The following is a 23,255-nucleotide window of genomic DNA, read 5'->3' as shown; positions in this document are numbered from 1 at the left end:
GGCCGTTCTTTCTCGCTAGTCACAAACAAGATGTTGCAAAGACACTGGCGGGGTAAAGGGATGACGAACCGGCTGCAGGGCGCAAAACCCACGGCGAAAACGCGCAGGCTTGGCCATCGCGCACGGGTTTTGGCGACGACCACCTTCCTTGCCGTTGCGGCGCCGATTGCCTTTGTGGGCGCGCCGGTCTTGGCGCAAAGCTATTCCTTCCAAAAGGTCGTGATCGAGGGCAACGAGCGCGTTGAACCCGAAACGATCCTTGGGTTTGCGGCCATCGGCAAAGGTCAAAGCCTTGGGGCCGGGGCGCTCAACGATGCCTATCAGCGCCTTCAAGGCTCGGGGCTTTTCCAAAGCGTTGAACTGATCCCGCGCGGCGCGACGCTGACGATCAAGGTGCAAGAATTCCCGACGGTGAACGTGGTCGATTTTGAGGGCAACAAAGCGCTCAAAGACGAGATCCTCTCCACAGTCGTGAAAACGCAACCGCGTCGCATTTTCTCGCCTGCCTTGGTCGAAGCGGATGCTGCGGCGATTGCGCAGGGCTACGCTGAGGCGGGGCGTTTGAACGTCCGCGTCGATCCGAAAGTGATCAAGCGCTCTGGCAACCGCGTCGACGTGGTGTTTGAGATCAAGGAAGGTGCCGTTTCCGAGGTGAACCGCATCACCTTTACCGGCAACCGCTCCTATTCCGATCGCCGCCTGCGCGACGTGCTGGGAACGAAACAAGCGGGCATTTTGCACCGCCTTATTCAGCGCGACAATTTTGTCGCTGACCGGGTCGCGCTGGACCGGCAGATGCTGCTCGATTTCTACCGCTCGCGTGGCTATCCCGATGTGGAAGTGACCGGTGTTTCTTCGGAAATGACCCGTGACCGCGAAGGGTTCTTTATGACCTTCAACATCCGCGAGGGCCAGCAATACCACTTCGGCACCACGACGGTTGTCTCGGAAGTGAGCGAGCTGGATGCTGCGGATTTCGAAGGACTGATCAAAATCCGCGATGGCGCGATCTATTCGCCGGCCGCTCTGGATTATGCTGTGACCCGGATGGAAGAGGTCGCGCTGCGCCAAGGCGCGAATTTCGTCCGCGTCGATCCGCGCATCACGCGCGATCCGCGCACGCAAACGCTCAATGTCGAATTCGCGCTGGTGCGCGGTCAGCGTGTCTTTGTTGAGCGCATTGATATTGAGGGCAACACCACGACGCTCGACTCGGTGGTGCGGCGGGAGTTCAACACGGTCGAAGGGGACCCCTTCAACCCGCGTGAAATTCGCAATTCGGCGGAACGTATCCGCGCGCTTGGGTTCTTCTCGAAAGCGGATGTCGAATCGCGTCAAGGCTCCAGTGCCGATCAGGTTGTGGTCGACGTGAACGTCGAGGAACAGCCCACTGGTTCGCTGAGCTTCGGGGCGAGCTATGGTGCCTCGCAAGGCTTCGGGGTCAACGCCTCGTTGGAAGAAAGCAACTTCCTTGGGCGCGGGCAATATCTGGGTGTTTCGATCGGGACGACTTCTGACAACCAGAGCAATTCGATCGACTTCATCGAACCGCATCTTCTTGGGCGCGACCTGAAGGGCCGCATCCGGCTGTGGTACAATACGTCGGAAAGCGACAGCACCGACTTCGATACGAAGATGTATGGGATTTCGCCCTCGATCGAATTCCCGATCGCGCGGAATTCGCGGCTGGAATTGCGCTACACTTGGGCCAGCAACGAGCTGAGCGGGGTGACGAGCGAAGCTGATGCTGCGGCGGATGCGGATATCGATGACAACTACTGGTCTTCTTGGGCGCTTGAGCAAGAAGAAGGTAAGCGCGACAGCTCTGCCATCGGCTATACCTACACCTATGACACGCGCCGCACTGGGATCGACCCGCGCTACGGCTTCACCTTCCGCTTGAGCCAAGATCTGTACGGCTTGGGGGGCGATGTTGAAGCGCTTAAAACCACCGCGCTGTTGCGTGCAGAGCGGAAGGTCTTCCATGAAGACGTGATCTTGCGGGCGGAGCTTGAGGGTGGGGCGATTGCCGCACGTGGCGGCACCGCGCTCACGATCTTGGATCGCTTCTCGGGCAATGGCAAAATTCGCGGCTTCGAAAGCTATGGCTATGGCCCGCGTGATAATGCCGCCAACAACGAAGATGCGATGGGCGGCAAGTATTTCGCTGCGCTGCGCCTTGAAAGCGAATTCCCTGTGGGGCTTCCCGAGGAATACGGCATTCATGGCGGCCTCTTCTTCGATGCGGGCTCGGTCTGGGGGCTTGATAACACCGGTGGTGGGGCCACAGGCGGTAATGAGATTGAAGACGGTTTCAATCTGCGCACGGCGGTCGGCTTCTCGGTGTTCTGGGATTCGGCGCTTGGCCCGCTGCGGTTGAACTTCTCGAAAGCGCTTCAGAAAGAAGACTATGACCTTGAGCAAAGCTTCGATCTGACGATCTCGACGAAGTTCTGAGCGGCGCATGCGAGGCATTTGTCCGCATATCTTTGCAAGGCCGGGGGGGCTCCCCGGCCTTTTGCGCGCGAGCCTTTTGGGTGTCGCGCTGTTGCTTCCCGTTGCTGTGCCCGTATCCGCACAAGACGGAGCAGGGGCGCAGGCGCCGCTTCCGGTGCTGACCATGGATGTGGAAGGGCTTTTTGAGCGCACGCTCTGGGGCAAACGCATCATGTCCGAACTTGCGGCTGAATCTGCGGCGCTCACTGCGGAAAACAACCGTATCGCCGATGATCTGATCGCCGAGGAAAAATCGCTGACGGATCGTCGTGCCTCGCTTGCGCCGGGGGCCTTTCGCGCTGAGGCCGATGCTTTTGACGAACGCGCGACCGGGATCCGCAATGCGCAACGTGCGAAATCTCAGGCGTTGAGCCAAAGCTTTGAAAACCAGCGGCAGGCTTTTTACACCAGCGTCGCGCCTTTGATGGATGAGTTTTTGGCCTCGCGTGGGGCTGTGGTGCTGCTTGATCGGCGGGCGATCATCCGCGGGCTTGAGGCGGCTGATATCACCGATGAACTGGTCGATATGGTCAATGCGCGCATGGGCGACGGCTTGACGCAGTCCCTGCCAGACACACCCGCCCCATTGGGTGAGCTGCCTGCGCCGATGCCGCAAACCCCAAGCTTACCCGACACCACGCGCCCCTCTGGGAATTGACGTGGCGACGGCGCGCCTTGAAAACCGCGCCCGGCAAGGCTAGCAAAGCCAAAAGGCTGACCCGTTTCAGGAAGGACCGAAGATGAGCGACCCCGCACCCTATACCTCTGCCGATCTGAGCCTGATCAAGCGGATTATCCCGCATCGCTACCCGTTCTTGATGGTCGATAAAGTGCGCGACATCGTCCCCTTTGAAAGCGCGGTCGGGATCAAGTGCATCACCAACAACGAACCGCAATTCACCGGCCACTTCCCGGAAGAGCCGGTGATGCCCGGTGTGATGATCGTTGAAGCGATGGCGCAAACCGCGGCCGTGGTTGTTGGCATTTCGATGAATGTGATCGACAAACCCTTGGGCACCTATTTCATGGCGATTGATGCGTGCAAATTCCGCCGTAAGGTGGTGCCGGGCGATGTGCTGGAAATGAAAGTCACAGTGAAACGCGGTGGCGGCAAAGTCTGGAAGTTCTTGGGCGAATCCTTCGTTGAGGGTGAATTGGCCGCAAGCGCCGAATTCACCGCGATGATGGATCTGAAAGGCTGAGTATGAACAGCGACGCGCAGGCAAATATTCACCCCTCGGCGGTGATCGAGGAAGGTGCCAGCATCGGCCCGGGCTGTAAAATTGGCCCGTTTTGCCATATTGGCGCGCAGGTGAAGCTTGCGGCGAATGTTGAGCTGAAATCGCATGTGGTGATTGCGGGCAATACTACGGTGGGCGAGGGAACGGTGGTCTTTCCTTTCGCTTCGCTTGGTCAAATCCCGCAAGATCTGAAATATCGCGGCGAGGAAACGCGGCTGGAAATTGGCGCGCGCAACCGCATCCGCGAATATGTCACGATGAACTGCGGCACCGAAGGCGGCGGCGGGCTCACCAAAGTGGGCGATGACGGGCTTTTCATGGCGAACAGTCATGTGGCGCATGATGTCCAAATTGGCGATCGGGTGATTTTGGTGAACTCCGTCGCCGTGGCGGGCCATTGTGTCATTGAAGATGATGTGATCATCGGCGGGCTGTCGGGCGTGCACCAATGGGTGCGCATTGGGCATGGGGCGATCATCGGCGCTTTGTCGATGGTGACGGCCGATGTGATCCCGCATGGGTTGGTGGCTGGGCCACGCGCCGCGCTAGAAGGCTTGAACCTTGTGGGGCTGAAACGGCGCGGCGTGGCGCGCAGCGACATTAGCGCCCTGCGCGCGATGTTCACCGAACTGGGCGCGGGCAATTTCCGCGACCAAGCCCGCAAGCTTTCGGACGAAGGTAGCGAGAGCGAAATGGTGCGCGAAGTGCTCGATTTCATCCTTGGTCCGTCGGACCGCAGCTTCCTGACGCCGCAATGAGCGGGGCGGGGACCATTGGTGCGGAAACCGCGCTGATTGCGGGGCAGGGCAGCCTGCCGGCCCGGCTTGTGGTCGCCGCGCCCGAAATGCTCGTTTGTGTGCCTGAAGGGGCGCCCGCGCCGGTGAAGGGTATCGGCGTGTTGCATTTCCGGGTCGAGCGGCTTGTGCCGTTGTTTGACGCTTTGGCCGAGCGTGGCATCACGCGGGTGTGCTTGGCGGGCGCGATGCAGCGCCCCAAGCTTGAGCCGGAGATGTTTGACGCCCGCACCGCCTCCTTGGTGCCACGCCTTGTCGGCGCGATGCAGGCGGGGGATGACGCCACGCTTCGCGCAGTGATCGGGCTTTTTGAAGAGTTCGGCTTTGAGGTGATTGGCGCGGATGAGATCTGCCCTGATCTGGTTCCGGTTGAGGGGCTGATTTGCGGCACCCTGACCGAGGAAGACAAAGCCGATGCCGAACGCGCGGCTGAGATCGTTTCCGCCCTTGGCGCGGTGGATGTCGGCCAAGGCGCGGTGGTGGCGCGGGGCCTGTGTTTGGCGGTTGAAGCGCTTCCGGGCACCGATGCGATGCTCGATTTTGTCGCCGCGCATCGCGCGCTGGCGCCGGGCGCCAAGACCGGGGTGTTTTTCAAAGCGCCTAAACCCGGCCAGGACCGCCGTATTGACCTGCCCGCGATTGGCCCCAACACCGTGGCCAAAGCCGCCGCCGCAGGTTTGGCGGGCATCGTCTTTGAAGCGGGCGGCGTGCTCTTGATCGACCGCGATGCCACCGTGCAAGCCGCCGAAGCGGCGGGCGTTTTCCTCTGGGGCCGCAGCGCATGAAGCTGTTCCTCCTCGCCGGTGAAGCCTCGGGGGACAAGCTTGGTGCCGCGCTGATGGCGGCGATGAAAGACCTCGCGCCGGGCGTGGAATTTGCCGGGATCGGTGGGCCGGAGATGGAGGCGGAGGGGCTAACAAGCCTGTTCCCGATGCACGAGCTTTCGGTGATGGGGCTGGCCGAAGTGCTGCCCAAATACCGCGCCCTGAAACGCCGCATTGCCGAAACCGCACAGGCGGTCAGTGCCTTTGCCCCCGATGCGCTGATCACCATCGACAGCCCCGATTTTTGCCTGCGCGTCGCGCATTTGGTGAAAGCGGCCAACCCCGCGCAGAAAACCGTGCATTATGTGGCGCCCTCGGTCTGGGCGTGGCGGCCAAAGCGCGCCGTTAAAATGGCCAAGGTGATCGACCATGTGCTCGCCCTTTTGCCGTTTGAGCCGCCCTATATGACCGCGGCCGGGATGAGTTGCGATTTTGTCGGCCATCCGGTGGTGGCCGAACCCCGCGCCACTGAGGCCGAGGCGGCCGAGTTTCGCGAGACCTTCATGATCGGCCCCGATCAGCCCTTGGCTTTGTGCCTGCCGGGTTCGCGCGCGGGGGAGGTCAAACGCCTTGGTCCGCGTTTTGACGAGGCGCTGATGCGGCTGCGTGACCGTGAACCGGGGCTGCGCGTCGTCGTGCCCACGGTCAAAGGCGTGGCGAAACTGGTGCGCGATATGACGGCGCGCTGGCCCGTTGCGCCGATCGTGGTGGAGGCCACGGCCGACAAACGCGCCGCCTTTGCTGCGGCGGATCTGGCGCTCGCGGCTTCTGGCACCGTCAGCCTTGAATTGGCCGCGAGCCGCACGCCGATGGTGATTGGCTATGACGCCAATTTTCTGTCGTGGCACGTTATCTCGCGCCTCTTGCGGGTGGATACGGTGACGCTGGTCAACCTTGTGTCTGAGACCCGCGCCGTGCCCGAATTCCTTGGCCCCGCCTGCAAGCCCGGCGCGATGTCGGGCGCGCTTTTGGAACTGCTCGAAAACCCCACCAAACGCAAAGCGCAGCTCGACGCGATGGAGCGCACGATGCAGCGCCTTGGCGCGGGGGGCGAGGCACCGGGGCTGCGCGCGGCACGCTCTGTTTTGGCGTTTTTGAACCGTTAGAACCGCGCGAGCGTCACACCCGCCGCTTGCAACTGCGCGCGCAAAGCCCGCGCCATTTCCAGCGCTTCGGCAGTATCTCCATGCAGGCAGATCGTGTCGATTTTGGTCGGGATTTGATGGCCACTTTTGGCGATGATTGCGCCCGCGCGCAGCATCGTCAAAATCCGCTCTGCGGCGGCGCTGGCATCATGCAGTACCGCGCCGGGCAGGGCGCGGTCCATGAGCGTCGCATCATCATTATAGGTGCGGTCGGCGAAAATCTCGCCCACCCAAGCGGCCTTCATCTCCCGGACGGCGGCTTCTTGAGCGGTGGCGGCGAGCACCATGATTTTCAAGTCCGGCACCACGCCGAGCGCGGCTTCGTAGCAGGCCCGCGCCAGCGTGGCATCTTCGGAGGCCATATTGGCCAACGCCCCGTGCAGCTTGAAATGATTGAGCCTTAGGCCGCTGGCCTGCGCCACCGCTTGCATCGCCCCGGTTTGATAGGTGATGAGGTCAGTGATTTCGTCTACGCTCAGCACCATCCGCGTGCGGCCAAAATTTGCCCGGTCGTCAAAGCCCGGATGCGCGCCCAGCCCGACGCCTTTGCCCGCAGCCATCCGCAGCACCCGCGCCATCTCAAGCGGCCCGCCTGCATGCAGCCCCGCGCAAATATTGGCCGAGGTCACCACATCGCAAAGCGCATCGTCTGACCCCGCGCCTTCGCCCATATCGGCATTCAGATCGGTGTTCATAGATCCTCCTCATCGCCGCGCACCACGCCCGAAATCAGTTGGTAACTGAGCAGATCGGCAATGTCATGGGGGTCACGGATCAGCGGTTGCAGCGCTTTGCGAAGCTGAGCGAGGAGGGCGGGTTCTTCGGGCGAAAGCGCCTCGGCCTCGTAGAGCGTGACCGGGGCAAGCCGCAGCGCCGTGCCGGGGCGGGCCTGCGCGGCAATCGGCAGATCGGCGGGGATCACCGTGCCCAAACGCGGATAGCCGCCAATGCTCTGACACTCCGCGAGCAAGATCGTGGGTTGGCCGGAGCCGGTGGTTTGCACATCGCCCGGCGTGATGAAATCCGACAAAAGCCCCGCCGTTTGGCTGGCAAAGGGCGCGCCCTCATGCGTCAGCGCCACGCCCTGACGGCTGCCAGCGCCTGCGCGAAACGGGGTGGCGAAGGCGCGCGTGCGGGTCGCCGTGTCAAACAACTCTGTCTGCGGCCCCGGCATCACGCGCAAAACGCCGCCTGCAAAACGCGGTTCAAGCGGCAGGCGCTGCGCAGGGGTATCGGGCGCAGGGTCGGGACCGAGGGGGAGGCACATGCCCGCGTTCACCACCGTGCCAAGCCCGGCGCTCGCCAGCGTCGCGCGTGCCCCCAATTGCGGCGGCGTGGCAATGCCTCCTGCAAAAGACAGGTAGCCATAAATTCCGGCCTCAGCGGGGCCGATTTCGAGCACCTCGCCCGGCGCTAACGTGTGGTTCGCGTTCCAAAGCAGCGCGCGGCCCGCTAGGCTTGCCCGCATCGGCGCGCCGGTCAGCGCGATGCGGGTGGGGCAAGTCGCGCGAAACCGTCCGCCGGTGAGCGGCATTTCCAAACAGGCTTGCGGGGTGGTCTGGCCCAAAAGCGCTGCCGCCTCCCATAAAGCGCGGCGATCTGCGGCCCCGCCGGTAGAAAGGCCAAGGGCCGTGAAACCGGGCCGCCCGAGGTCTTGGACGGTGATTTGTGACGTGACCGCAAGCACTTCGAGCGCATTCGTCATTTCGGAAAACTCCGAATGGCGCCGCCCATCGGGTCACCCGTTGCCTCAAGCGCGCCGATTTCCGCCTCAGTTGCCTGCACGAAGCGCAGCCGGTCGCCGGGGCGCAGCAGGAACGGGTCTTCGGCGCCCGGTGCAAAGGGCCGCAACGCGCAGCGGCCAAGCGCGCGCCAGCCTGTTGGAGAGGTTTTGGCAAAAAGCACGATCTGGCGGAGCGCAGTGGTGATCGTGCCCGGCGCAACTTGGGGGCTGAGGTCCGGCATGCGCGGCATGTCCCAATGCGCCGGGAGCATCCCAAGATAGGGCTGGCCGGGGGCGAAGCCCAAGGCGAGCACACGCAACTCTGTGCTGCAAAGCTCTGAAATGATGTCTGTTTCGCTGCGCCCGGCCCGTTGCGCGACCTCGGTGAGTTGCGGGCCAGCAGTGCCGCCAAAGCAGGCGGGTACCAGAAAATGCCGCGGCGCGGGCAGGTTGGGCGCGGGGGCGGCGAGACGTTCTTGCAGCGCGCTCACAAGGTCCGCCCGCGCGGTTTCGCTGCGCAGAAAACGCAGCAAAACAGAGCCAAGCCCCGGCGCAACCTCGCATTGTCCGGGCAGCGGATCGGCCTCAAGTGCGGCCGCCAAAGCTTGTGCGGCAAGGTTTGCATCGTCGGAAAACTGGGTCGTAAAGCGCACCAGCACCCCATCGAGACCGAGGGGCAGAATTTCGGGGGTGTCAGGCATCAATCTTCCAGCGGCAGCACATCGACCGATTGGCTGGTATCGGCCCCCCCCGCCGAGCGCAACGCCCCACGCACCGGGGCCACATCATCATAATCGCGCCCCACCGCGACGGTGATGTAATCTTCGCCTGCCGGTTGGTCATTCGTCGGGTCATATTCGATCCAACCCATCTCGCGGCCCGCCCAAGCGCGCACCCACGCATGCATCGCATCCGCGCCTTCGAGCCGGGGCTCGCCCGGCGGCGGGAAGGTGCGCAAAAAGCCAGAAACATAGCCCGCCGGAATGCCGATGCCGCGCAAAGCCGCAATCATCACATGGGTAAAATCTTGGCACACGCCGCGCCGGTTCACGAAAGCCTCGCGCATTGGCGTGTCAACGGTTGTGGCCTCGGCATCAAAGGTCATGCGGTGGTAAAGCGCGTGGCCAATTGCGGCAACGGCAGAGGCCGCCGTGGCATTGCGCGGGCAGGCGGCGCGGGCAAAGGCGGTGATTTCGGAACAGGGGGTCACGCGCGGCGAGGCGCCCAGAAAGTGATGCGGGGCCGCAGGCGAAAGCGTCATCTCGGCGGTGATCTCGGCTTGCAGGTCATGCAGTGGCGGCGAAAGATCCAGTGGTTCGGGCGCGGCCAAGCGGTCCACCCGTGCGCTAAGTTCAAATTGCGCCTCGGCCACCGGGTGATGCCACGCCACCGAGGTCATCCAATTGCCAAAGAAATCTGGGAGGTCACGGCGTTCTTCGGGGGTAGGGGTTACGGTGAGCCGCCGGGTCCAGACCCGCTGGCGCCCCGGTATTTCGGCTGGCAACAGCCGCAGCAGGTTGCGCAAATGGTCCGAGGGAGCGGCATAGGCGTAATCAATGCTCAGGCGGATATCATAGCGCATGGGGCTCACCGCAGATAGCGTTGCGAAACGAGGTTTGAGACATCGGCCAATTCGCCGCGCATCTCAATCAGCCGTTCCGTGGTGATATCATCGGGGCTTGCCACCGAAAGCAGGCTTTCGACCGGCACGATGGCCCGCGATAGTGCCGCCAAGCGCCCCTTTTCGCGCGCATAGGGCAGATCGGCGGCCAAAGTGCGCAGCCGCCCCACTTGGAACAGAAGCGAGCGCGGGTTGTCGCCATCCAGGGCAAGCAAATCCACCACCGTGTCGCGCGACCGCTCCATTCGGTAGCGGCGCTGATGGGTGATCACGCTGTCGCCCACTTCTATAGCGATATCCAGCGCCCCGGTTGGCGCGCCGGGGTCGGCAAAGGTGGCAAGCACCGCGGAAAGCGCATCGGCACGTTCGAGCGCGCGACCAAAGCTGAGGAAAGTCCACCCCGAGAAGCGATACATATTTTCATGCACAAGGCCGGAAAACCCGGTGATCTTGCGCAACAGCACCGACATGGCGCGGGCGGAATCATCGCCCGGCTGCGCGGTTTGGTGCATTTGCCGCGCGGTTTTCGCCAAATCTCCAAGCGCCGACCAACCATCGGTCGAGAAACGGTCGCGCACCTTAGAGGCGCAGGCCCGCGCGGCCTCCAGCCGGTCAATCAAGGCGCTTGGCACCGGCTCTTTCAGGTCGATCCCATAGCCTTCAAGGAAGTGCCGCAAGAGCCGCAGTCGCGCATCTTCGGTGTTGTCGGTGGCGGCAAGGCGCAAATGATAGGCGCGGATCAGCCGGATCGCATCTTCGGTGCGTTCCACATAGCGCCCGAGCCAGAAAAGGTTATCCGCCGCACGGGCGGGCAAAATACCGGGCGAGGCGCGGCGCACCCCGCGCGAGGGGCGCGGCAACAGCGTGTCTTGGCGCACCGGGCGGTCGCCCACCACCCAGACATCGGCCACTGCGCCGCCGCGCTGCATGGCCAGCGCCGTCGTGTCGCCCGAGCGGCCAATCCGGGCATAGCCGCCCTTCATAAAGGTCCAACGGCCATTGGCATCGCGCGCGGCAAAGACCCGTACCGTCATCGGGCGCGGCTCAATCCGGTGTTGGCCTTCGCCCGTATCCACCCAAGCGGGCGTGGTCGACAGCGTCACCGCCTCTTGGCCCACTAGCATGTTGCCTTCTGCCTCCAGCCATTCGGCAATCGAGGCGCGGGCCGAGCCGCGAAACGCACCGCCAAGCGCGGTGGTGGCGCCCAGATCAAAGGGCAGATCACAGGCATAGGCCGAGCCAATCATCATGTTTTCGGCATTGTCGCGCACATAGGCGCGCTCGGACCCGCCACCGCACCACCAAGTCGCGATATTGGGCAGCTTGAGCGGCCCGCCGGTCAGTACCTGACAAATGCGCGGCATGAAGGCGAGCATGGCGCGCATCTCAAGCACACCCGAACCCAGCGCATTGACCATCGCCAGATTGCCCGCGCGCACTGCCTCTACCAGCCCCGGCGTGCCGATGCGTGAGGTGGCGTCAAGCTCCACCGGATCGGCGAAGGTCGCGTCAATGCGGCGCCACAAAACGCCCAAGGGCTGCGGGCCTTCGATGGTGCGCACCATTGCTTGCGCGTCTTGCACCAAAAGATCTTCGCCTTCCAAAAGCGGCAAGCCCAGATAGCGCGCGATATAGGTATGTTCGTAGTAGGTGTCGTTCGAGGGGCCGGGGGTCAGGATCGCCGTCGCCCGTTCGCGCCCGCCGCTGCCTTGGGCCACTTGTTCGAGCGCTGCACGAAAGGCGCCGAAATAGCCCGCAAGGCGGTGGATATGGGCGCGGGGAAACCGTTCGGGGAAAATCCGGCCCGTGGCCATGCGGTTTTCCAGCGCGAAGCCCGCGCCAGAGGGCGCATTGGTGCGATCGCCGAGGACGAACCAGCCGCCATCGGGCGAGCGGCCAATTTCAAAGGCGATCACATGCAGGTAATGCCCGCCGCGCGGGGTCGCCCCCACCATCGGGCGCAGCCATTGTTTGGAGCCGGCAATCAGTTCGGCGGGCAAATGGCCGTCACTGACCAATTTGCCCGGGCCGTAAAGATCGGCCACTACCGCTTCCAGCAAATCCGCGCGTTGCGTGAGCCCGGCGCAGATCGTGTCCCATTCCTTTTCATGCAAGATGACCGGGATATGCGAGAGCGGCCAAGCGCGCTCGCTCAGCGGCTCGTTCGAATAGTGGCGAAAGAACACCCCGGCATCGCGCAGATATTGATCGGCGCGTTCAAACCTCGCCGTGACCTCGGTCGGGGAGAGCCGTGCGAAACGATCCACAAAGCGGCGCCACACGGGGCGCATTTCACCCTCGGCATCAAACAGCTCATCCGCCACCCCCGGACGAAGGTGATAGGCCTCAAACAGATTGGGGGTGGGGTTGGCGGTCATGGCTCACATCTTTTTGCCTCACTCAAGCCCGATGGGGCGGCGCAGGTCAAGCGTCAACGGAAACTCCGGATGCGGCACCTCGGGGGCTGGGGTATAACTGCCACCGCTATGGCCATAGGGTTCAAACCGCGCCAAGCGCCGTGCCTCAGCCTCATAGGCATTGACGGGGAAGGTGTCATAATTGCGCCCGCCGGGATGCGCGACGTGATAGGTGCAGCCCGCCAAAGCGCGCCCGGTCCATGTATCGTAGATGTCAAAAACCAAGGGCGTGTTGACCGGCAGCACCGGATGCAAAGCCGCGGGCGGTTGCCATGCCTTGAACCGCACCCCCGCGACCGAAGTGCCCGAGGTTTGCGTGCGCGCGAGCGGCACCGGGCGTTGGTTGCACATCACCGTGTAGCGGTCTTGGTGCAGGGAGGTCAGCTTCACCTGCAACCGCTCAACCGAGCTATCGGTGTAGCGCACCGTGCCGCCAATCGCGCCGGTTTCGCCCAGCACATGCCACGGTTCGAGCGCTTGGCGCAGTTCCAGATGCACGCCTTCGGCCTCGACCTGCCCGCAGAAGGGGAAGCGGAATTCGGATTGCGCTTCAAACCAGACCGGGTCGAAGTCAAAGCCATGCTGGCGCAGATCGGCAAGCAGGCTCAGCAGGTCTTCCCACAGGTAGTGCGGCAGCATGAAACGGTCATGCAGCATCGTGCCCCAACGCACCGGGCGGCCCTTCACGGGCGCATTCCAGCAGCGCGCAATGAGGGCGCGGAGAAGCAGTTGTTGTGCAAGGCTCATGCGCGGATGCGGCGGCATTTCAAAGCCACGGAACTCCACGAGCCCGAGCCGCCCGGTGGGGCCATCGGGGGAGTAAAGCTTGTCGATGCAAATCTCGGCGCGGTGGGTGTTTCCGGTCACATCAATCAGCATGTTGCGCAACAAACGGTCCACCAGCCACGGCGGCGGCAGCGGGCCACCATCGACCGGATCGCCAATCTGCGACAGCGCGATTTCCAGCTCATAAAGCGTGTCGTGGCGCGCTTCATCAATGCGCGGGGCTTGGGAGGTCGGGCCGATGAACAGGCCCGAGAACAGATAGCTTAGGCAGGGATGGCGCTGCCAAATCAGAATGAGCGATTTGAGCACATCCGGGCGGCGCAGGAACGGGCTATCATTCGGCGTTGCGCCCCCCACAACCACATGGTTGCCGCCGCCCGTGCCAGTATGGCGGCCATCAATCATGAATTTATCGGCGCCAAGGCGGGAATTGCGCGCCTCTTCATAAATCGCCTCGGTGGTGGCGACGCAATCCTCCCAGCTATGGGCGGGGTGGATGTTCACCTCAATCACGCCGGGGTCGGGGGCGACGCGGATCACGTTGAGGCGCGGGTCATGCGGCGGCGCGTAGCCCTCGATATGAATGGGCAGGTTCAACTCTTCCGCGGTGGCTTCGGCGCTGGCGATCAGATCCAGATAATCTTCCAGCGTGTCGCAAGGCGGCATGAAGAGGCAAAGTTTCCCGTCGCGCGGCTCCAGCGTCAGCGCCGTGCGCACCGCGCCGCCCGATGGGTCTGTGCCCGCGCCCAGATGCGTGTCTTGCGGCTGCATTGCTTGGCGTTCGGCCTCTGGCGCACCGGGGATCGACCCTTGCGCATGGCCGGGCGTGACGGGGGGCAGCATTGCCTCCCGCTCGGCTTCCTCTTGCGCCAAACGGTCAATTTCGGCTTGCACCGCGCGGCGGCGCTCGGCCACGGCGGCGTGGAAATCGGGTAGGGGGGCCAGCTCCACCGTCGGGTCCGCCGGGTAAGCATAGGGGTAGGCGGCGGGTGGAATATAGGGCAGCGCGCCCAAAGGCAGCCGGAAGCCCACCGGGCTATCGCCGGGAATGAGGAAGATATGCCCGCGCCGGGGTTTCCACAGCTCCGAGCGCCAGCGCGCAGGCTTGTCGGCGGCTTGCCACATCGGCTGAATGGGCAACACATAGCCAGAGGGTTCGGTGAGGCCACGGTTGAAGACCTTCGCGTAACGCGCGCGATCTTCTGGGTTTTTCAGCTTTGAGTTCTGCGGCGAGACATTCGGCGGCAGGTTCGCTTCTTTCAAGATCCACTCGCCGGGATCTTCATAGGCAGGTTGGGCAAAGGCCGGGTCTAGGCCCAATTTCTCGGCAAAGGTGGCCATGAATTGACCGGCCTCTTTCGCCCCCAAGGGTTTCGGCGCGGCCTCGCGCGCGACCAAATCGGGGTTGCGCCAAACCGGCTGGCCATCACGGCGCCAGTAAAGCGAAAAGGTCCAACGCGGCAGGCTCTCGCCCGGATACCATTTGCCTTGGCCGTAATGCAAAAAGCCGCCCGGCGCGAAGCGATGCCGCAAGCGGCGGATCAGGTCATCGGCGAGGCCGCGTTTTTGCGGCCCGACCGCTTCTGTGTTCCATTCCGCCGATTGGAAATCATCCACCGAGACGAAGGTGGGCTCGCCCCCCATCGTGAGCCGCACATCGCCTGCAGCAAGCGTTTCATCGACTTTGCGGCCAAGCGTGTTGAGCCGATCCCATGCCTCATCGGAAAACGGCTTGGTGATGCGTGGGTGTTCGGCCACGCGTTTGACCTGCATGTCAAACTCAAAGCCGACCTCCGGCGCGCCCGCCGAGGAAAAGCCCCCCGCAATCGGCGCGGCATTGCGGTAGTGCGGCGTGGCGGCCAGCGGAATATGGCTTTCGCCCGCCAGCAAACCCGAGGTCGGGTCCAGCCCCACCCAGCCCGCCCCGGGCAGGAACACTTCAACCCAAGCATGCAGATCGGTGAAATCCACCTCGGTCCCCGAGGGGCCATCGAGCGCTTTCACATCAGGGGCGAGTTGGATCAGATAGCCCGAGACAAAGCGCGCCGCAAAGCCCAAGTGGCGCAGCACCTGCACCAAAAGCCAAGAGGAATCACGGCACGAGCCAGAGGCTTTTTCCAGCGTTTCATCGGGCGTTTGCACGCCCGGCTCCATGCGGATCGTGTAATTCACCTCGTTTGAAATGCGCGCATTCAGCGCGACCAGAAAATCCACCGTGCGGGCCTGGGTGAAATCCACCGTGCCAATGAATTGCGCGAGCCGCGGGCCCTCAGGTTCGGGCGTGCGGTAGATGCTCTGGTCTTCGCGTAGCTCCTCCGGGTAGTCAAAGGGCCAAAGCTCTGCGCTTTCCTCCAAGAAGAAGTCAAACGGGTTATAGACCGTCATATCAGCGACCAGATCGACCTCGATCTTGAATTCCGTCACCGGCTCGGGGAACACAAATCGCGCCAGCCAGTTGCCATAGGGGTCTTGCTGGTGGTTCACAAAATGCCCGCCGGGGCTCACCTTCAGGCTGTGCGAAATCACCCGCGTGCGCGAATGCGGTGCCGGGCGCAGCCGGATGATTTGCGGGCCCAATGTCACCGGGCGGTCATAAGTGTAATGTGTAAGGTGATGAATGGATGCGTGGATCGCCATGAAAGTCCCCTGTCCTTGGCCCGACTTTAGGCGGGCTACGCGTCGGTGCCATGTCAAAGCGTCACTTTTCATCTTTAGGCTGTGGAATTTCGGGCAGGTGCCTAAAAATTGAACGCTGCAGTGCAGCATTTTTGCCGGAGCACACGTAAAAAGCGATGCTGCAAATGCAAAAACGTGCTAGCGTAAGGCATCGCACCAGGGGAGGAATTGCGATGGTTAAGGCACCCACTAAGACTGAGACGACAGCTTCGGTGATGGATGCGTGGTCGATGATGTTCGCACCACAAGCGCGTATGGCCGAGGCGATGATCGGGCAAAATATCGAAATGCTCGATTTCATCAAAACCCGGTTCGAGCGGGACAAGGCGATGCTTGGCGAATTGGCCGAGGCGTCCGATCCGATCGAAGCGGCAAAGCTTTGGCAAGATTTTTGGAGCCGGTTGTTCACCGATTATTCGGTGGAAACGACTAAGCTGGCTTCGCATGCCGGAGAGATTGCCGAGACGGCCTTGCGCAGCGCCACCGAGGAGGGCGCGGCGCTCATGACGATGGTCGCCAAAAAGGCTTGAGCTAAGCTCCCCCACAGGGGCTCTCACGTCTTGCAAAGGAAAGGGGCGGGCGGTTCGCCGCCCCCCGAAATATCGGGCGTGCCCGCCCGTTTCACGAGGAAGACATGACTGCCCCTGCAAAGATCCGCCCCGAGGCGGAACCGGCACTGGATGAAGCCGGTTTCCGTCGTTTCGACCGTATGGTTCACGCTCTGATGGGCAAGGCAGAGGGGGGGCTTTCACCAGTCTCTCTGTGGCTGGCTTGGGCAGATTGGGCCTCGCACATGGCGATGAGCCCGGGCAAACAGGCCGAGGTCGGCTTTAACGCCATGGTGCGCGCGCAAAAACTGGCGGCAGAGGTGCAATGCCAGTTGAAAGGCGGGCGGCTTGATGGCGAGGCTTGTGTGGAGCCGATCAAATCTGATCGCCGCTTTGCGAGCCCCGATTGGCTGACCTTTCCCTATTCCCTTTACGCCCAAGGCTTTTTGGCCACGCAAGCTTGGTGGCAAGAGACCGCGACCGGGCTTTCGGGCGTTGAGAAAAAGCACGAGCAATTGGTGGAGTTTTACGGGCGGCAAATGCTCGACATGCTGTCGCCTTCGAACTTTTTGGCCACCAACCCCGCACTGATCGCCCGCACCCAAGAAGAGGGTGGGCAGAACCTTGTGCGCGGCTGGAAACATATGGCCGAAGACATGCGCCATGCGCTTTTCCATGACGAAGAGGCCCCCGCCTTTACCCCCGGCGAGAATGTCGCCGTGACTGACGGCAAGGTGGTGTTCCGCAATCGGTTGATTGAGCTGATCCAATACACCCCGGTCACCGATAAGGTGCATCCGGTGCCGCTGATGATCGTGCCGGCGTGGATCATGAAATACTATATCCTTGATCTGACGCCGCCCGAAAGCCTGATTGGCTGGCTCGTGGAGCAGGGCTTTACGGTCTTCTGCATCAGCTGGAAAAATCCCGAAGAAAACGACCGAGATCTTGGGTTTGACGATTACCGCGAATTGGGCGTGATGGCGGCGCTCGATGCGATTGGCAAAATCACCGGCGCGCCAAAGGTGCATGGGCTTGGCTATTGCTTGGGCGGCACGCTTTTGTCGGTGGCCGCCGCTGCGATGGCGCGAGATGGTGATGATCGGCTTGCCTCGCTCACCATGCTCGCCGCGCAGGTGGATTTCACCGAAGCGGGGGAATTGAGTCTCTTCACCAATGAAGATCAGCTTGCCCTTCTGGAAGATATGATGTGGCAAGAGGGGTTCTTGGACAAATCCGCGATGGCGGGCACCTTCTCGATGCTGAAATCGAAAGACCTAGTGTGGTCCAAGATGGTGCATGATTACATGCTGGGCGAGCGCGATGCCGCCTCGGCGCTCGGGGCTTGGTCGCAAGATGCGACGCGGATGCCCTATAAGATGCATTCGGAATATCTGCGCCATCTGTTCTTGAACAATGATCTGGCTGACGGTCGGATGGAGGCGGGCGGCGCGCATGTGATGTTGCGCGACGTGCGCTGCCCGGTTTTTGCCGTGGCCACCGAAAACGACCATATCGCGCCATGGCATTCGGTCTTCAAACTGACATGGCTGATGGGGGGCGAGGTGAGCTTCGCGCTGGTTTCGGGCGGGCATAACACCGGCATCGTCGCGCCGCCCGGCAGCCCGCGCGCCAAATATCGGCTGCTCACCCATGTGCATGGCCAGCCGCATCCGGGCCCCGAAGATTGGGCCGGTGCGGTGGAAAAAGTCGCAGGCTCGTGGTGGGGCGCTTGGGGCGAATGGCTGCGCGCCAAAGGCGGTGGCGAAGAAATCACGCCCCCCGCGCTTGGCAAAAGCCTTGGCGCGGCCCCGGGGCGCTATGTGCTCGGCCGCTAAGGCGCCATCGCAGACAAAAAAAGGGCGGTCCCGTGGGGCCGCCCTTCTGTTTGGCCATGATGCCAAACTTATTTCATCAGCGCAGCCACGCCGGGTAGTTCTTTGCCTTCCATCCATTCAAGGAAGGCGCCGCCCGCGGTGGAGATGTAGCTGAAATCTTCCGCGGCACCGGCTTTATTGAGCGCCGCGACCGTGTCGCCGCCGCCCGCAACCGAGGTCAGCTTGCCGTCTTGGGTGAGTTCCGCTGCCTTTTGCGCCGCCGCATTCGTGGCCGCATCGAAAGGTGCAATCTCAAAGGCCCCGAGTGGGCCGTTCCAGATCAGCGTTTTCGAGGCTTCGAACACAGTGGCGATTTCTTCGACCGATTTCGGACCCGCGTCCAAGATCATCGCATCGCTCGGGCAGTCGGTGTTCGGCACGGTTTCGTTTTCGGCATTGGCTTTGAACTCGCGCGCCACCACCACATCGACCGGCAGGTGGATCGCGCAGCCGGCGGTTTTTGCTTTTTCCAAGATATCGCGCGCGGTCTCGGCCATTTCACGTTCGGCCAAGGATTTGCCCACGTCGATGCCTTGCGCCACCAAGAAGGTGTTCGCCATGCCGCCGCCGATGATGAGGTGATCGACCTTGCTCACAAGGTTGCCCAGAAGGTCGAGCTTGGTCGACACTTTCGCGCCGCCCACAACGGCACAGACCGGGCGCACCGGGGCACCTAGCGCGGCTTCAAGCGCCTTGAGTTCGGCTTCCATCAAACGGCCCGCAGCCGAGGGCAGGATGTGCGCCACGCCTTCGGTCGAGCTATGCGCGCGGTGCGCCGCCGAGAAAGCATCGTTCACATAGACCTCACCGAGTGCCGCCATCGCCGCGCTCAGTTCCGGGTCGTTTTTCTCTTCGCCCGCATGGAAACGGGTGTTTTCCAAAAGCAGCACTTCGCCCGCTTCAAGCGCCGCCACAGCGGTTTTCGCCGGGCCACCGATGCAGTCTTCGGCAAATTTCACCGGCGCACCCAGCGCCTTTTCCAGTTCCGGCACCAAGGGGCGCAGGCTCATTTCCGGCACCACTTGGCCTTTCGGGCGGCCAAAGTGCGCGAGCAGCACGGGTTTGCCGCCCTTGGCGAGGATGTCTTTCACCGTCGGCACGATCTTGAGGATCCGCGTCGCATCGGTCACCACGCCGTTTTCCACCGGCACGTTGATGTCGACGCGCACCAGCGCGACCTTGCCCGCCAGTTCCACCTCGTCGAGCGTTTTCCAAGCCATAGTCATTCTCCTGATGTCTGCGCGTGGCGGGGGCCGTCCACCCGCGGCTGGCGCAAACTTGCCCCGATGCGCAGCCCCCGTCAACGCCCCGCGTTAAGCCTTTTGCCCCGCGCGGTCGTGAAATTCGACCCACGCTTTGCCCTTTTCAGCCGCGCGCACAGTGCTTAAGTTGCGCCCAGACCAATCAGGAGAGCCCCATGGCCGATATCAAAGACCCCGAGAACACCATCATCATCACCCTCAAAGATGGCCCCGTGGTGATTGAGCTGCTCAGCGACGTGGCGCCCGGCCATTGCGAGCGGATGAAACAGCTTGCCCGCGACGGTGCCTATGACAACGTCGCTTTCCACCGCGTGATCGAAGGGTTCATGGCGCAAACTGGCGATGTTGAACACGCCAATATGGAAAAAGACTACAACCCGCGTCGCGCCGGTACGGGCGGGTCGCAATACCCTGATCTGAAAGCCGAATTCTCCAAACTGCCGCATGATCGCGGCACCCTTGGGGCGGCACGTTCGATGAACCCGAACTCGGCCAACAGCCAGTTCTTCATCAACTTCTCCGACAACCATTTCCTCAACGGCCAATACACCGTCTATGGCCGCGTGATTGAGGGCATGGAACATGTCGACAAAATCGCCCGTGGCGAGCCGCCGGCAAGCCCGGACCGGATGATCTCGGTGAAGGTGGCGGCGGATGCGTAAGCTTCTCGCAGCTGGTGTGCTGGCTTTTGCGGCCAGCACTGCTTTCGCGCAAGATGGCACCACCGCGCCCGATGGGCCGGGGCCGAACCTCGTGCTCGAAATCGGGGGCGAAACCTCGGGCCGCGTGGTCATTGACCTGCTGCCCGATGTCGCGCCCCAGCATGTGGAGCGGATCACCCAATTGGCCAATGAACACGCCTATGACGACGTGGTGTTTCACCGCGTGATCGGCGGCTTCATGGCGCAAACCGGCGATGTCCAGTTTGGCAAGCGCGGCGGCGATATTCAAATGGCGGGCATGGGTGGATCGAAATACGGCGATCTTCCGGAGGAATTCTCTAACCGGTCGTTCACCCGTGGCATGGTCGGCATGGCGCGCTCGGCGGACCCCAATTCCGCCAACAGCCAGTTCTTCATCATGTTCGAACCGGCGCCGCATCTGGATGGCCAATACACCATCGTCGGTCATGTGATCGAGGGGATGGAGGTCGTTGATACGATCAAGAAAGGCCCGCCGCAGCTCAACGGGCTGGTGGAAGACCCCGATTACATCGTGACTGCGACGGTCGAATAAACCGGGCGGCAAGGGGGCTTGGCCCCTCTTGGCCTGAACCAAAAAGAAAGGGCGCCCATATTGGAGCGCCCTTTTGCATTTCATCTTGCCCGAAATATCCCGGGGTTGCGGGGGCAGCGCCCCCGTCGCACTTACCCAGTCGTTTTTAGCCCAGTTGCACCAGCGCATGGCGTTTTTTGCCCGCGCTCAGTTTTACCGGCTCTGCCAGATCGGCGGGGGTGAACATGCGCCCCGCATCGGTGCAGGTCTCGTCATTCACTTTCAGCCCGCCCTCGGCAATCAGCCGCTTGCCGTCTTTGCCGGTCTTCGCCAAGCCCGAGCGCACCACAAGCTGCGCCAAGCTGATGCCCTCGCCCAATTCAGCCGCGGGCAGGTTCAGCGTCGGCAGGTCATCGCCCACGCCGCCCTTTTCAAACACTTCGCGCGCGGTGGCCTCGGCGGCTACTGCGGCCTCTGCCCCGTGCAGGAGCGTGGTCACCTCATTGGCGAGGATGATCTTCGCGCCGTTGATCTCAGACCCTTCGAGCTTGCCCAAGCGCTCGCATTCTTCCACCGGCAGATCGGTGTAGAGCTTGAGGAAGCGGCCCACATCGGCATCGGTCGTGTTGCGCCAGAACTGCCAAAATTCGTAAGGCGAAAGCATCTCGCCCGAAAGCCAGACCGCACCGCCTTGGCTCTTGCCCATCTTGCGACCATCCGAAGTGGTCAAAAGCGGCGTCGTCAGCCCGTAAATCTCGCGGTCGCAGACGCGGCGCGTGAGGTCGATCCCGTTGACGATATTGCCCCATTGATCCGAGCCGCCCATCTGCAACAGGCACTCATAGCGCCGGTTGAGTTCAAGGAAGTCATAGGCTTGCAAAATCATGTAGTTGAATTCGAGGAAGCTGAGCGATTGCTCGCGATCAAGCCGCGACTTCACCGATTCAAAGCTGAGCATCCGGTTGACTGAGAAATGCCGCCCGATATCACGCAGAAACTCAAGGTAGTTCAGCCCGTCGAGCCATTCGGCATTGTTGCGCATCATTGCGCCATTGCCGCTGTCGCTATAGTCCAAATACCGCGCAAAGACGCGCTGCATGCCCGCGATGTTTTCGTCGATCTTTTCGGGCGTCAGCAGCGGGCGCTCTTCGGAGCGGAAGCTCGGATCGCCCACTTTCGTGGTGCCGCCGCCCATCAAGGTGATCGGGCGGTTGCCGGTTTTTTGGAACCAACGCAGCAGCATGATGTTGAGCAAATGCCCCACATGCAAGCTCGCGGCGGTGGCATCATAGCCGATATAGGCTGTCACCATGCCGCGCGAAAGCGCTGCGTCGAGTTCTTGCAAATCGGTGCAATCGGCGAGGAATCCGCGCTCGATAATCACGCGCAGGAATTCCGATTTCGGGTGATAGGTCATCGTGCTTGTTCCTTTGGCTTGGCCATGCGTATATCGGCCGAAACTCCAAAGGGGAAGCCATGTTAAAGGCGCAGCCGGTCTGGGCGCTTGGCGCAATGTCGGGAACCTCGCTTGACGGGGTGGATGTGGCTGCGCTGCGCACCGATGGGGTGGAAATTCTCGACTTTGGGCCCGCCCTTTACCGGGCCTATAGCGCGGCGGAACGTGCGGTGATTCACACGGCCTTGGGCGCTTGGCCCGGTGCGCCGGGGGTAGAGGCTGCCGCCGAGGTGGTGGAAACCGCCCATGCCGAGGTGCTAAGCGATTTGCTGGCGCGCTGCCCCGAGGCGGAACTGGTGGGCTTTCACGGTCAAACGCTGGCGCATGATCCTTTGGGCCTCACAGGCGCGCCGCGCACGCATCAGGCGGGCGATGGCGATTTGCTGGCCGAAGTGTTGGGCCGCACTGTGGTGTGGGATTTCCGCACCTCTGATGTGGAACTGGGCGGGCAGGGTGCGCCTTTGGCGCCGTTTTTCCATTTTGCCTGCGCGACATGGGCGGGGCTTTCTGCGCCGGTGGTGTTTTTAAATTTGGGCGGTGTCGGCAATGTCACCTTTGTGGACCCGCGCGCGACGGGGCCAGAGGTGGCGGGCGCCTGTTTGGCCTTTGACACCGGGCCCGCCAATGCGCCGATCAATGATTTGATGCAGGCGCGGCTTGGGAAGGGCTATGACGAAGGCGGCGCACTGGCGCGAGCGGGCCGGGTGGATGAGACCTTTGTGGAACGGTTTCTGGGCCATGCCTACTTCTTAAAAGTACCGCCGAAGTCTTTGGACCGAAATGATTTTGCTCAAGCCCTTGAGGGTGTAGAGACCCTGTCTGACGCTGATGCCGTGGCCACGCTCACCGCTTGCGCGGCTGCCGCTGTCGCACGCGGGTTTGAGCATTTCCCAAGCGCGCCAGCGGCGGTTTACGTGGCAGGTGGCGGGCGGCTGAATGCGGCCTTGATGGCGGAGCTTGCGCGGCGGCTGCCCTGCGCCGTGGCCCCGGTCGAAGACCTTGGGCTGGATGGCGATATGCTGGAGGCACAGGCCTTCGCCTATTTGGCGGTGCGGGTGGCGCGTGGCTTGCCAACCTCTGGCCCCTCAACCACGGGCGTTGCGGCGCTTGTGGGCGGGGGCCGCGTCTCCAAACCGCAGGGAATATAAGACGGAAACGGCGCACCCTTTCGTTC

General features: G+C 62.5%; 19 protein-coding genes. 11 read left to right on the top strand and 8 right to left on the bottom strand.

Going from position 1 to position 23,255, the window contains the following annotated elements; all coding sequences use genetic code 11:
* Positions 1–60 precede the first annotated feature (60 nt).
* The 6 genes from bamA (at position 61) to lpxB (ending at position 6,461) form a co-directional block, all read left to right on the top strand.
* On the top strand, positions 61–2,457 hold the full coding sequence (bamA, locus tag CRO18_RS14300) for an outer membrane protein assembly factor BamA (RefSeq protein ID WP_097082639.1): 2,397 nt from the start codon (positions 61–63) through the stop codon (positions 2,455–2,457).
* Positions 2,458–2,563: 106 nt separating this feature from the next.
* Positions 2,564–3,154, top strand: a complete 591-nt coding sequence (locus tag CRO18_RS14295) for an OmpH family outer membrane protein (RefSeq protein WP_212710140.1) — start codon at positions 2,564–2,566, stop codon at positions 3,152–3,154.
* Between the two features lie 82 nt (positions 3,155–3,236).
* Positions 3,237–3,698, top strand: coding sequence for a 3-hydroxyacyl-ACP dehydratase FabZ (gene fabZ / locus CRO18_RS14290; protein WP_097082637.1), 462 nt, complete (start codon positions 3,237–3,239; stop codon positions 3,696–3,698).
* 2 nt (positions 3,699–3,700) lie between these two features.
* Positions 3,701–4,495 carry an acyl-ACP--UDP-N-acetylglucosamine O-acyltransferase gene (lpxA, locus tag CRO18_RS14285; RefSeq protein WP_097082636.1) on the top strand — a complete coding sequence of 265 codons (795 nt, stop codon included), beginning with the start codon at positions 3,701–3,703 and terminating at the stop codon, positions 4,493–4,495.
* Entirely contained in the window at positions 4,492–5,316 is an 825-nt protein-coding gene (locus tag CRO18_RS14280; protein WP_097082635.1) for an LpxI family protein, read from the top strand. Before lpxA ends, CRO18_RS14280 begins: the two co-directional genes overlap by 4 nt.
* Positions 5,313–6,461, top strand: a complete 1,149-nt coding sequence (gene lpxB / locus CRO18_RS14275) for a lipid-A-disaccharide synthase (protein WP_097082634.1) — start codon at positions 5,313–5,315, stop codon at positions 6,459–6,461. The genes CRO18_RS14280 and lpxB overlap by 4 nt, the downstream gene beginning before the upstream one ends.
* Here the strand turns inward: lpxB and CRO18_RS14270 are convergent.
* From CRO18_RS14270 to CRO18_RS14245, 6 genes are read right to left on the bottom strand one after another with little or no spacing between them, the layout of a single operon-like run.
* On the bottom strand, positions 6,458–7,195 hold the full coding sequence (locus CRO18_RS14270; RefSeq protein WP_097082633.1) for a LamB/YcsF family protein: 738 nt from the start codon (positions 7,193–7,195) through the stop codon (positions 6,458–6,460). The two genes, lpxB and CRO18_RS14270, sit on opposite strands and share 4 nt — an antisense overlap.
* Positions 7,192–8,205, bottom strand: coding sequence for a biotin-dependent carboxyltransferase family protein (locus CRO18_RS14265; protein WP_097082632.1), 1,014 nt, complete (start codon positions 8,203–8,205; stop codon positions 7,192–7,194). The genes CRO18_RS14270 and CRO18_RS14265 overlap by 4 nt, the downstream gene beginning before the upstream one ends.
* A complete protein-coding gene (locus CRO18_RS14260) occupies positions 8,202–8,924 on the bottom strand; it encodes an allophanate hydrolase subunit 1 (RefSeq protein ID WP_097082631.1) in 723 nt (240 codons plus the stop codon). Before CRO18_RS14260 ends, CRO18_RS14265 begins: the two co-directional genes overlap by 4 nt.
* Positions 8,924–9,805 (bottom strand): transglutaminase family protein, encoded by an 882-nt coding sequence (locus CRO18_RS14255; RefSeq protein ID WP_076484613.1) that lies wholly within the window; start codon positions 9,803–9,805, stop codon positions 8,924–8,926. Before CRO18_RS14255 ends, CRO18_RS14260 begins: the two co-directional genes overlap by 1 nt.
* A gap of 5 nt (positions 9,806–9,810) precedes the next feature.
* On the bottom strand, positions 9,811–12,222 hold the full coding sequence (locus CRO18_RS14250; RefSeq protein WP_097082630.1) for a circularly permuted type 2 ATP-grasp protein: 2,412 nt from the start codon (positions 12,220–12,222) through the stop codon (positions 9,811–9,813).
* Positions 12,223–12,240: 18 nt separating this feature from the next.
* Positions 12,241–15,684, bottom strand: coding sequence for a DUF2126 domain-containing protein (locus CRO18_RS14245; RefSeq protein ID WP_097082629.1), 3,444 nt, complete (start codon positions 15,682–15,684; stop codon positions 12,241–12,243).
* Positions 15,685–15,896: 212 nt separating this feature from the next.
* On the opposite strand from CRO18_RS14245, the gene CRO18_RS14240 reads away from it, so the two are divergent.
* Complete coding sequence (locus tag CRO18_RS14240) at positions 15,897–16,253, top strand: phasin family protein (protein ID WP_170952689.1); 357 nt, start codon at positions 15,897–15,899, stop codon at positions 16,251–16,253.
* A gap of 104 nt (positions 16,254–16,357) precedes the next feature.
* Positions 16,358–18,109 carry an alpha/beta hydrolase gene (locus tag CRO18_RS14235; protein WP_097082627.1) on the top strand — a complete coding sequence of 584 codons (1,752 nt, stop codon included), beginning with the start codon at positions 16,358–16,360 and terminating at the stop codon, positions 18,107–18,109.
* A gap of 68 nt (positions 18,110–18,177) precedes the next feature.
* Here CRO18_RS14235 and CRO18_RS14230 read toward each other — a convergent pair whose 3' ends face one another.
* Positions 18,178–19,368, bottom strand: coding sequence for a phosphoglycerate kinase (locus CRO18_RS14230; protein ID WP_097082626.1), 1,191 nt, complete (start codon positions 19,366–19,368; stop codon positions 18,178–18,180).
* 197 nt (positions 19,369–19,565) lie between these two features.
* Between CRO18_RS14230 and CRO18_RS14225 the strand changes: the two genes are divergently transcribed.
* Positions 19,566–20,072 carry a peptidylprolyl isomerase gene (locus CRO18_RS14225; RefSeq protein WP_076484618.1) on the top strand — a complete coding sequence of 169 codons (507 nt, stop codon included), beginning with the start codon at positions 19,566–19,568 and terminating at the stop codon, positions 20,070–20,072.
* Positions 20,065–20,646 carry a peptidylprolyl isomerase gene (locus tag CRO18_RS14220; RefSeq protein WP_097082625.1) on the top strand — a complete coding sequence of 194 codons (582 nt, stop codon included), beginning with the start codon at positions 20,065–20,067 and terminating at the stop codon, positions 20,644–20,646. Before CRO18_RS14225 ends, CRO18_RS14220 begins: the two co-directional genes overlap by 8 nt.
* 145 nt (positions 20,647–20,791) lie before the next feature.
* On the opposite strand, the gene tyrS is transcribed toward CRO18_RS14220, so the two are convergent.
* Positions 20,792–22,042, bottom strand: coding sequence for a tyrosine--tRNA ligase (tyrS, locus tag CRO18_RS14215; RefSeq protein WP_097082624.1), 1,251 nt, complete (start codon positions 22,040–22,042; stop codon positions 20,792–20,794).
* 59 nt (positions 22,043–22,101) lie between these two features.
* Between tyrS and CRO18_RS14210 the strand changes: the two genes are divergently transcribed.
* Positions 22,102–23,229, top strand: a complete 1,128-nt coding sequence (locus CRO18_RS14210; protein ID WP_097082623.1) for an anhydro-N-acetylmuramic acid kinase — start codon at positions 22,102–22,104, stop codon at positions 23,227–23,229.
* The last annotated feature ends 26 nt before the right edge of the window (positions 23,230–23,255 follow it).

Origin of the sequence: Rhodobacter sp. JA431 (genome assembly GCF_900217725.1) — a bacterium.
Lineage (GTDB): Bacteria > Pseudomonadota > Alphaproteobacteria > Rhodobacterales > Rhodobacteraceae > Rhodobacter > Rhodobacter aestuarii.
The sequence above is the reverse complement of the archived record's forward strand: the minus strand, read 5'-3'. Positions and strand labels throughout refer to the sequence as shown.

Coding starts and splice junctions, on each gene's coding strand:
- CRO18_RS14255 (WP_076484613.1), bottom strand. CDS start 9,805: ATGCGCTATGATATCCGCCTGAGCATTGATTACGCCTATGCCGCTCCC.
- CRO18_RS14225 (WP_076484618.1), top strand. CDS start 19,566: ATGGCCGATATCAAAGACCCCGAGAACACCATCATCATCACCCTCAAA.
- CRO18_RS14220 (WP_097082625.1), top strand. CDS start 20,065: ATGCGTAAGCTTCTCGCAGCTGGTGTGCTGGCTTTTGCGGCCAGCACT.
- CRO18_RS14210 (WP_097082623.1), top strand. CDS start 22,102: ATGTTAAAGGCGCAGCCGGTCTGGGCGCTTGGCGCAATGTCGGGAACC.
- CRO18_RS14280 (WP_097082635.1), top strand. CDS start 4,492: ATGAGCGGGGCGGGGACCATTGGTGCGGAAACCGCGCTGATTGCGGGG.
- CRO18_RS14270 (WP_097082633.1), bottom strand. CDS start 7,195: ATGAACACCGATCTGAATGCCGATATGGGCGAAGGCGCGGGGTCAGAC.
- CRO18_RS14230 (WP_097082626.1), bottom strand. CDS start 19,368: ATGGCTTGGAAAACGCTCGACGAGGTGGAACTGGCGGGCAAGGTCGCG.
- bamA (WP_097082639.1), top strand. CDS start 61: ATGACGAACCGGCTGCAGGGCGCAAAACCCACGGCGAAAACGCGCAGG.
- fabZ (WP_097082637.1), top strand. CDS start 3,237: ATGAGCGACCCCGCACCCTATACCTCTGCCGATCTGAGCCTGATCAAG.
- tyrS (WP_097082624.1), bottom strand. CDS start 22,042: ATGACCTATCACCCGAAATCGGAATTCCTGCGCGTGATTATCGAGCGC.
- lpxA (WP_097082636.1), top strand. CDS start 3,701: ATGAACAGCGACGCGCAGGCAAATATTCACCCCTCGGCGGTGATCGAG.
- CRO18_RS14250 (WP_097082630.1), bottom strand. CDS start 12,222: ATGACCGCCAACCCCACCCCCAATCTGTTTGAGGCCTATCACCTTCGT.
- lpxB (WP_097082634.1), top strand. CDS start 5,313: ATGAAGCTGTTCCTCCTCGCCGGTGAAGCCTCGGGGGACAAGCTTGGT.
- CRO18_RS14240 (WP_170952689.1), top strand. CDS start 15,897: ATGGTTAAGGCACCCACTAAGACTGAGACGACAGCTTCGGTGATGGAT.
- CRO18_RS14265 (WP_097082632.1), bottom strand. CDS start 8,205: ATGACGAATGCGCTCGAAGTGCTTGCGGTCACGTCACAAATCACCGTC.
- CRO18_RS14260 (WP_097082631.1), bottom strand. CDS start 8,924: ATGCCTGACACCCCCGAAATTCTGCCCCTCGGTCTCGATGGGGTGCTG.
- CRO18_RS14245 (WP_097082629.1), bottom strand. CDS start 15,684: ATGGCGATCCACGCATCCATTCATCACCTTACACATTACACTTATGAC.
- CRO18_RS14235 (WP_097082627.1), top strand. CDS start 16,358: ATGACTGCCCCTGCAAAGATCCGCCCCGAGGCGGAACCGGCACTGGAT.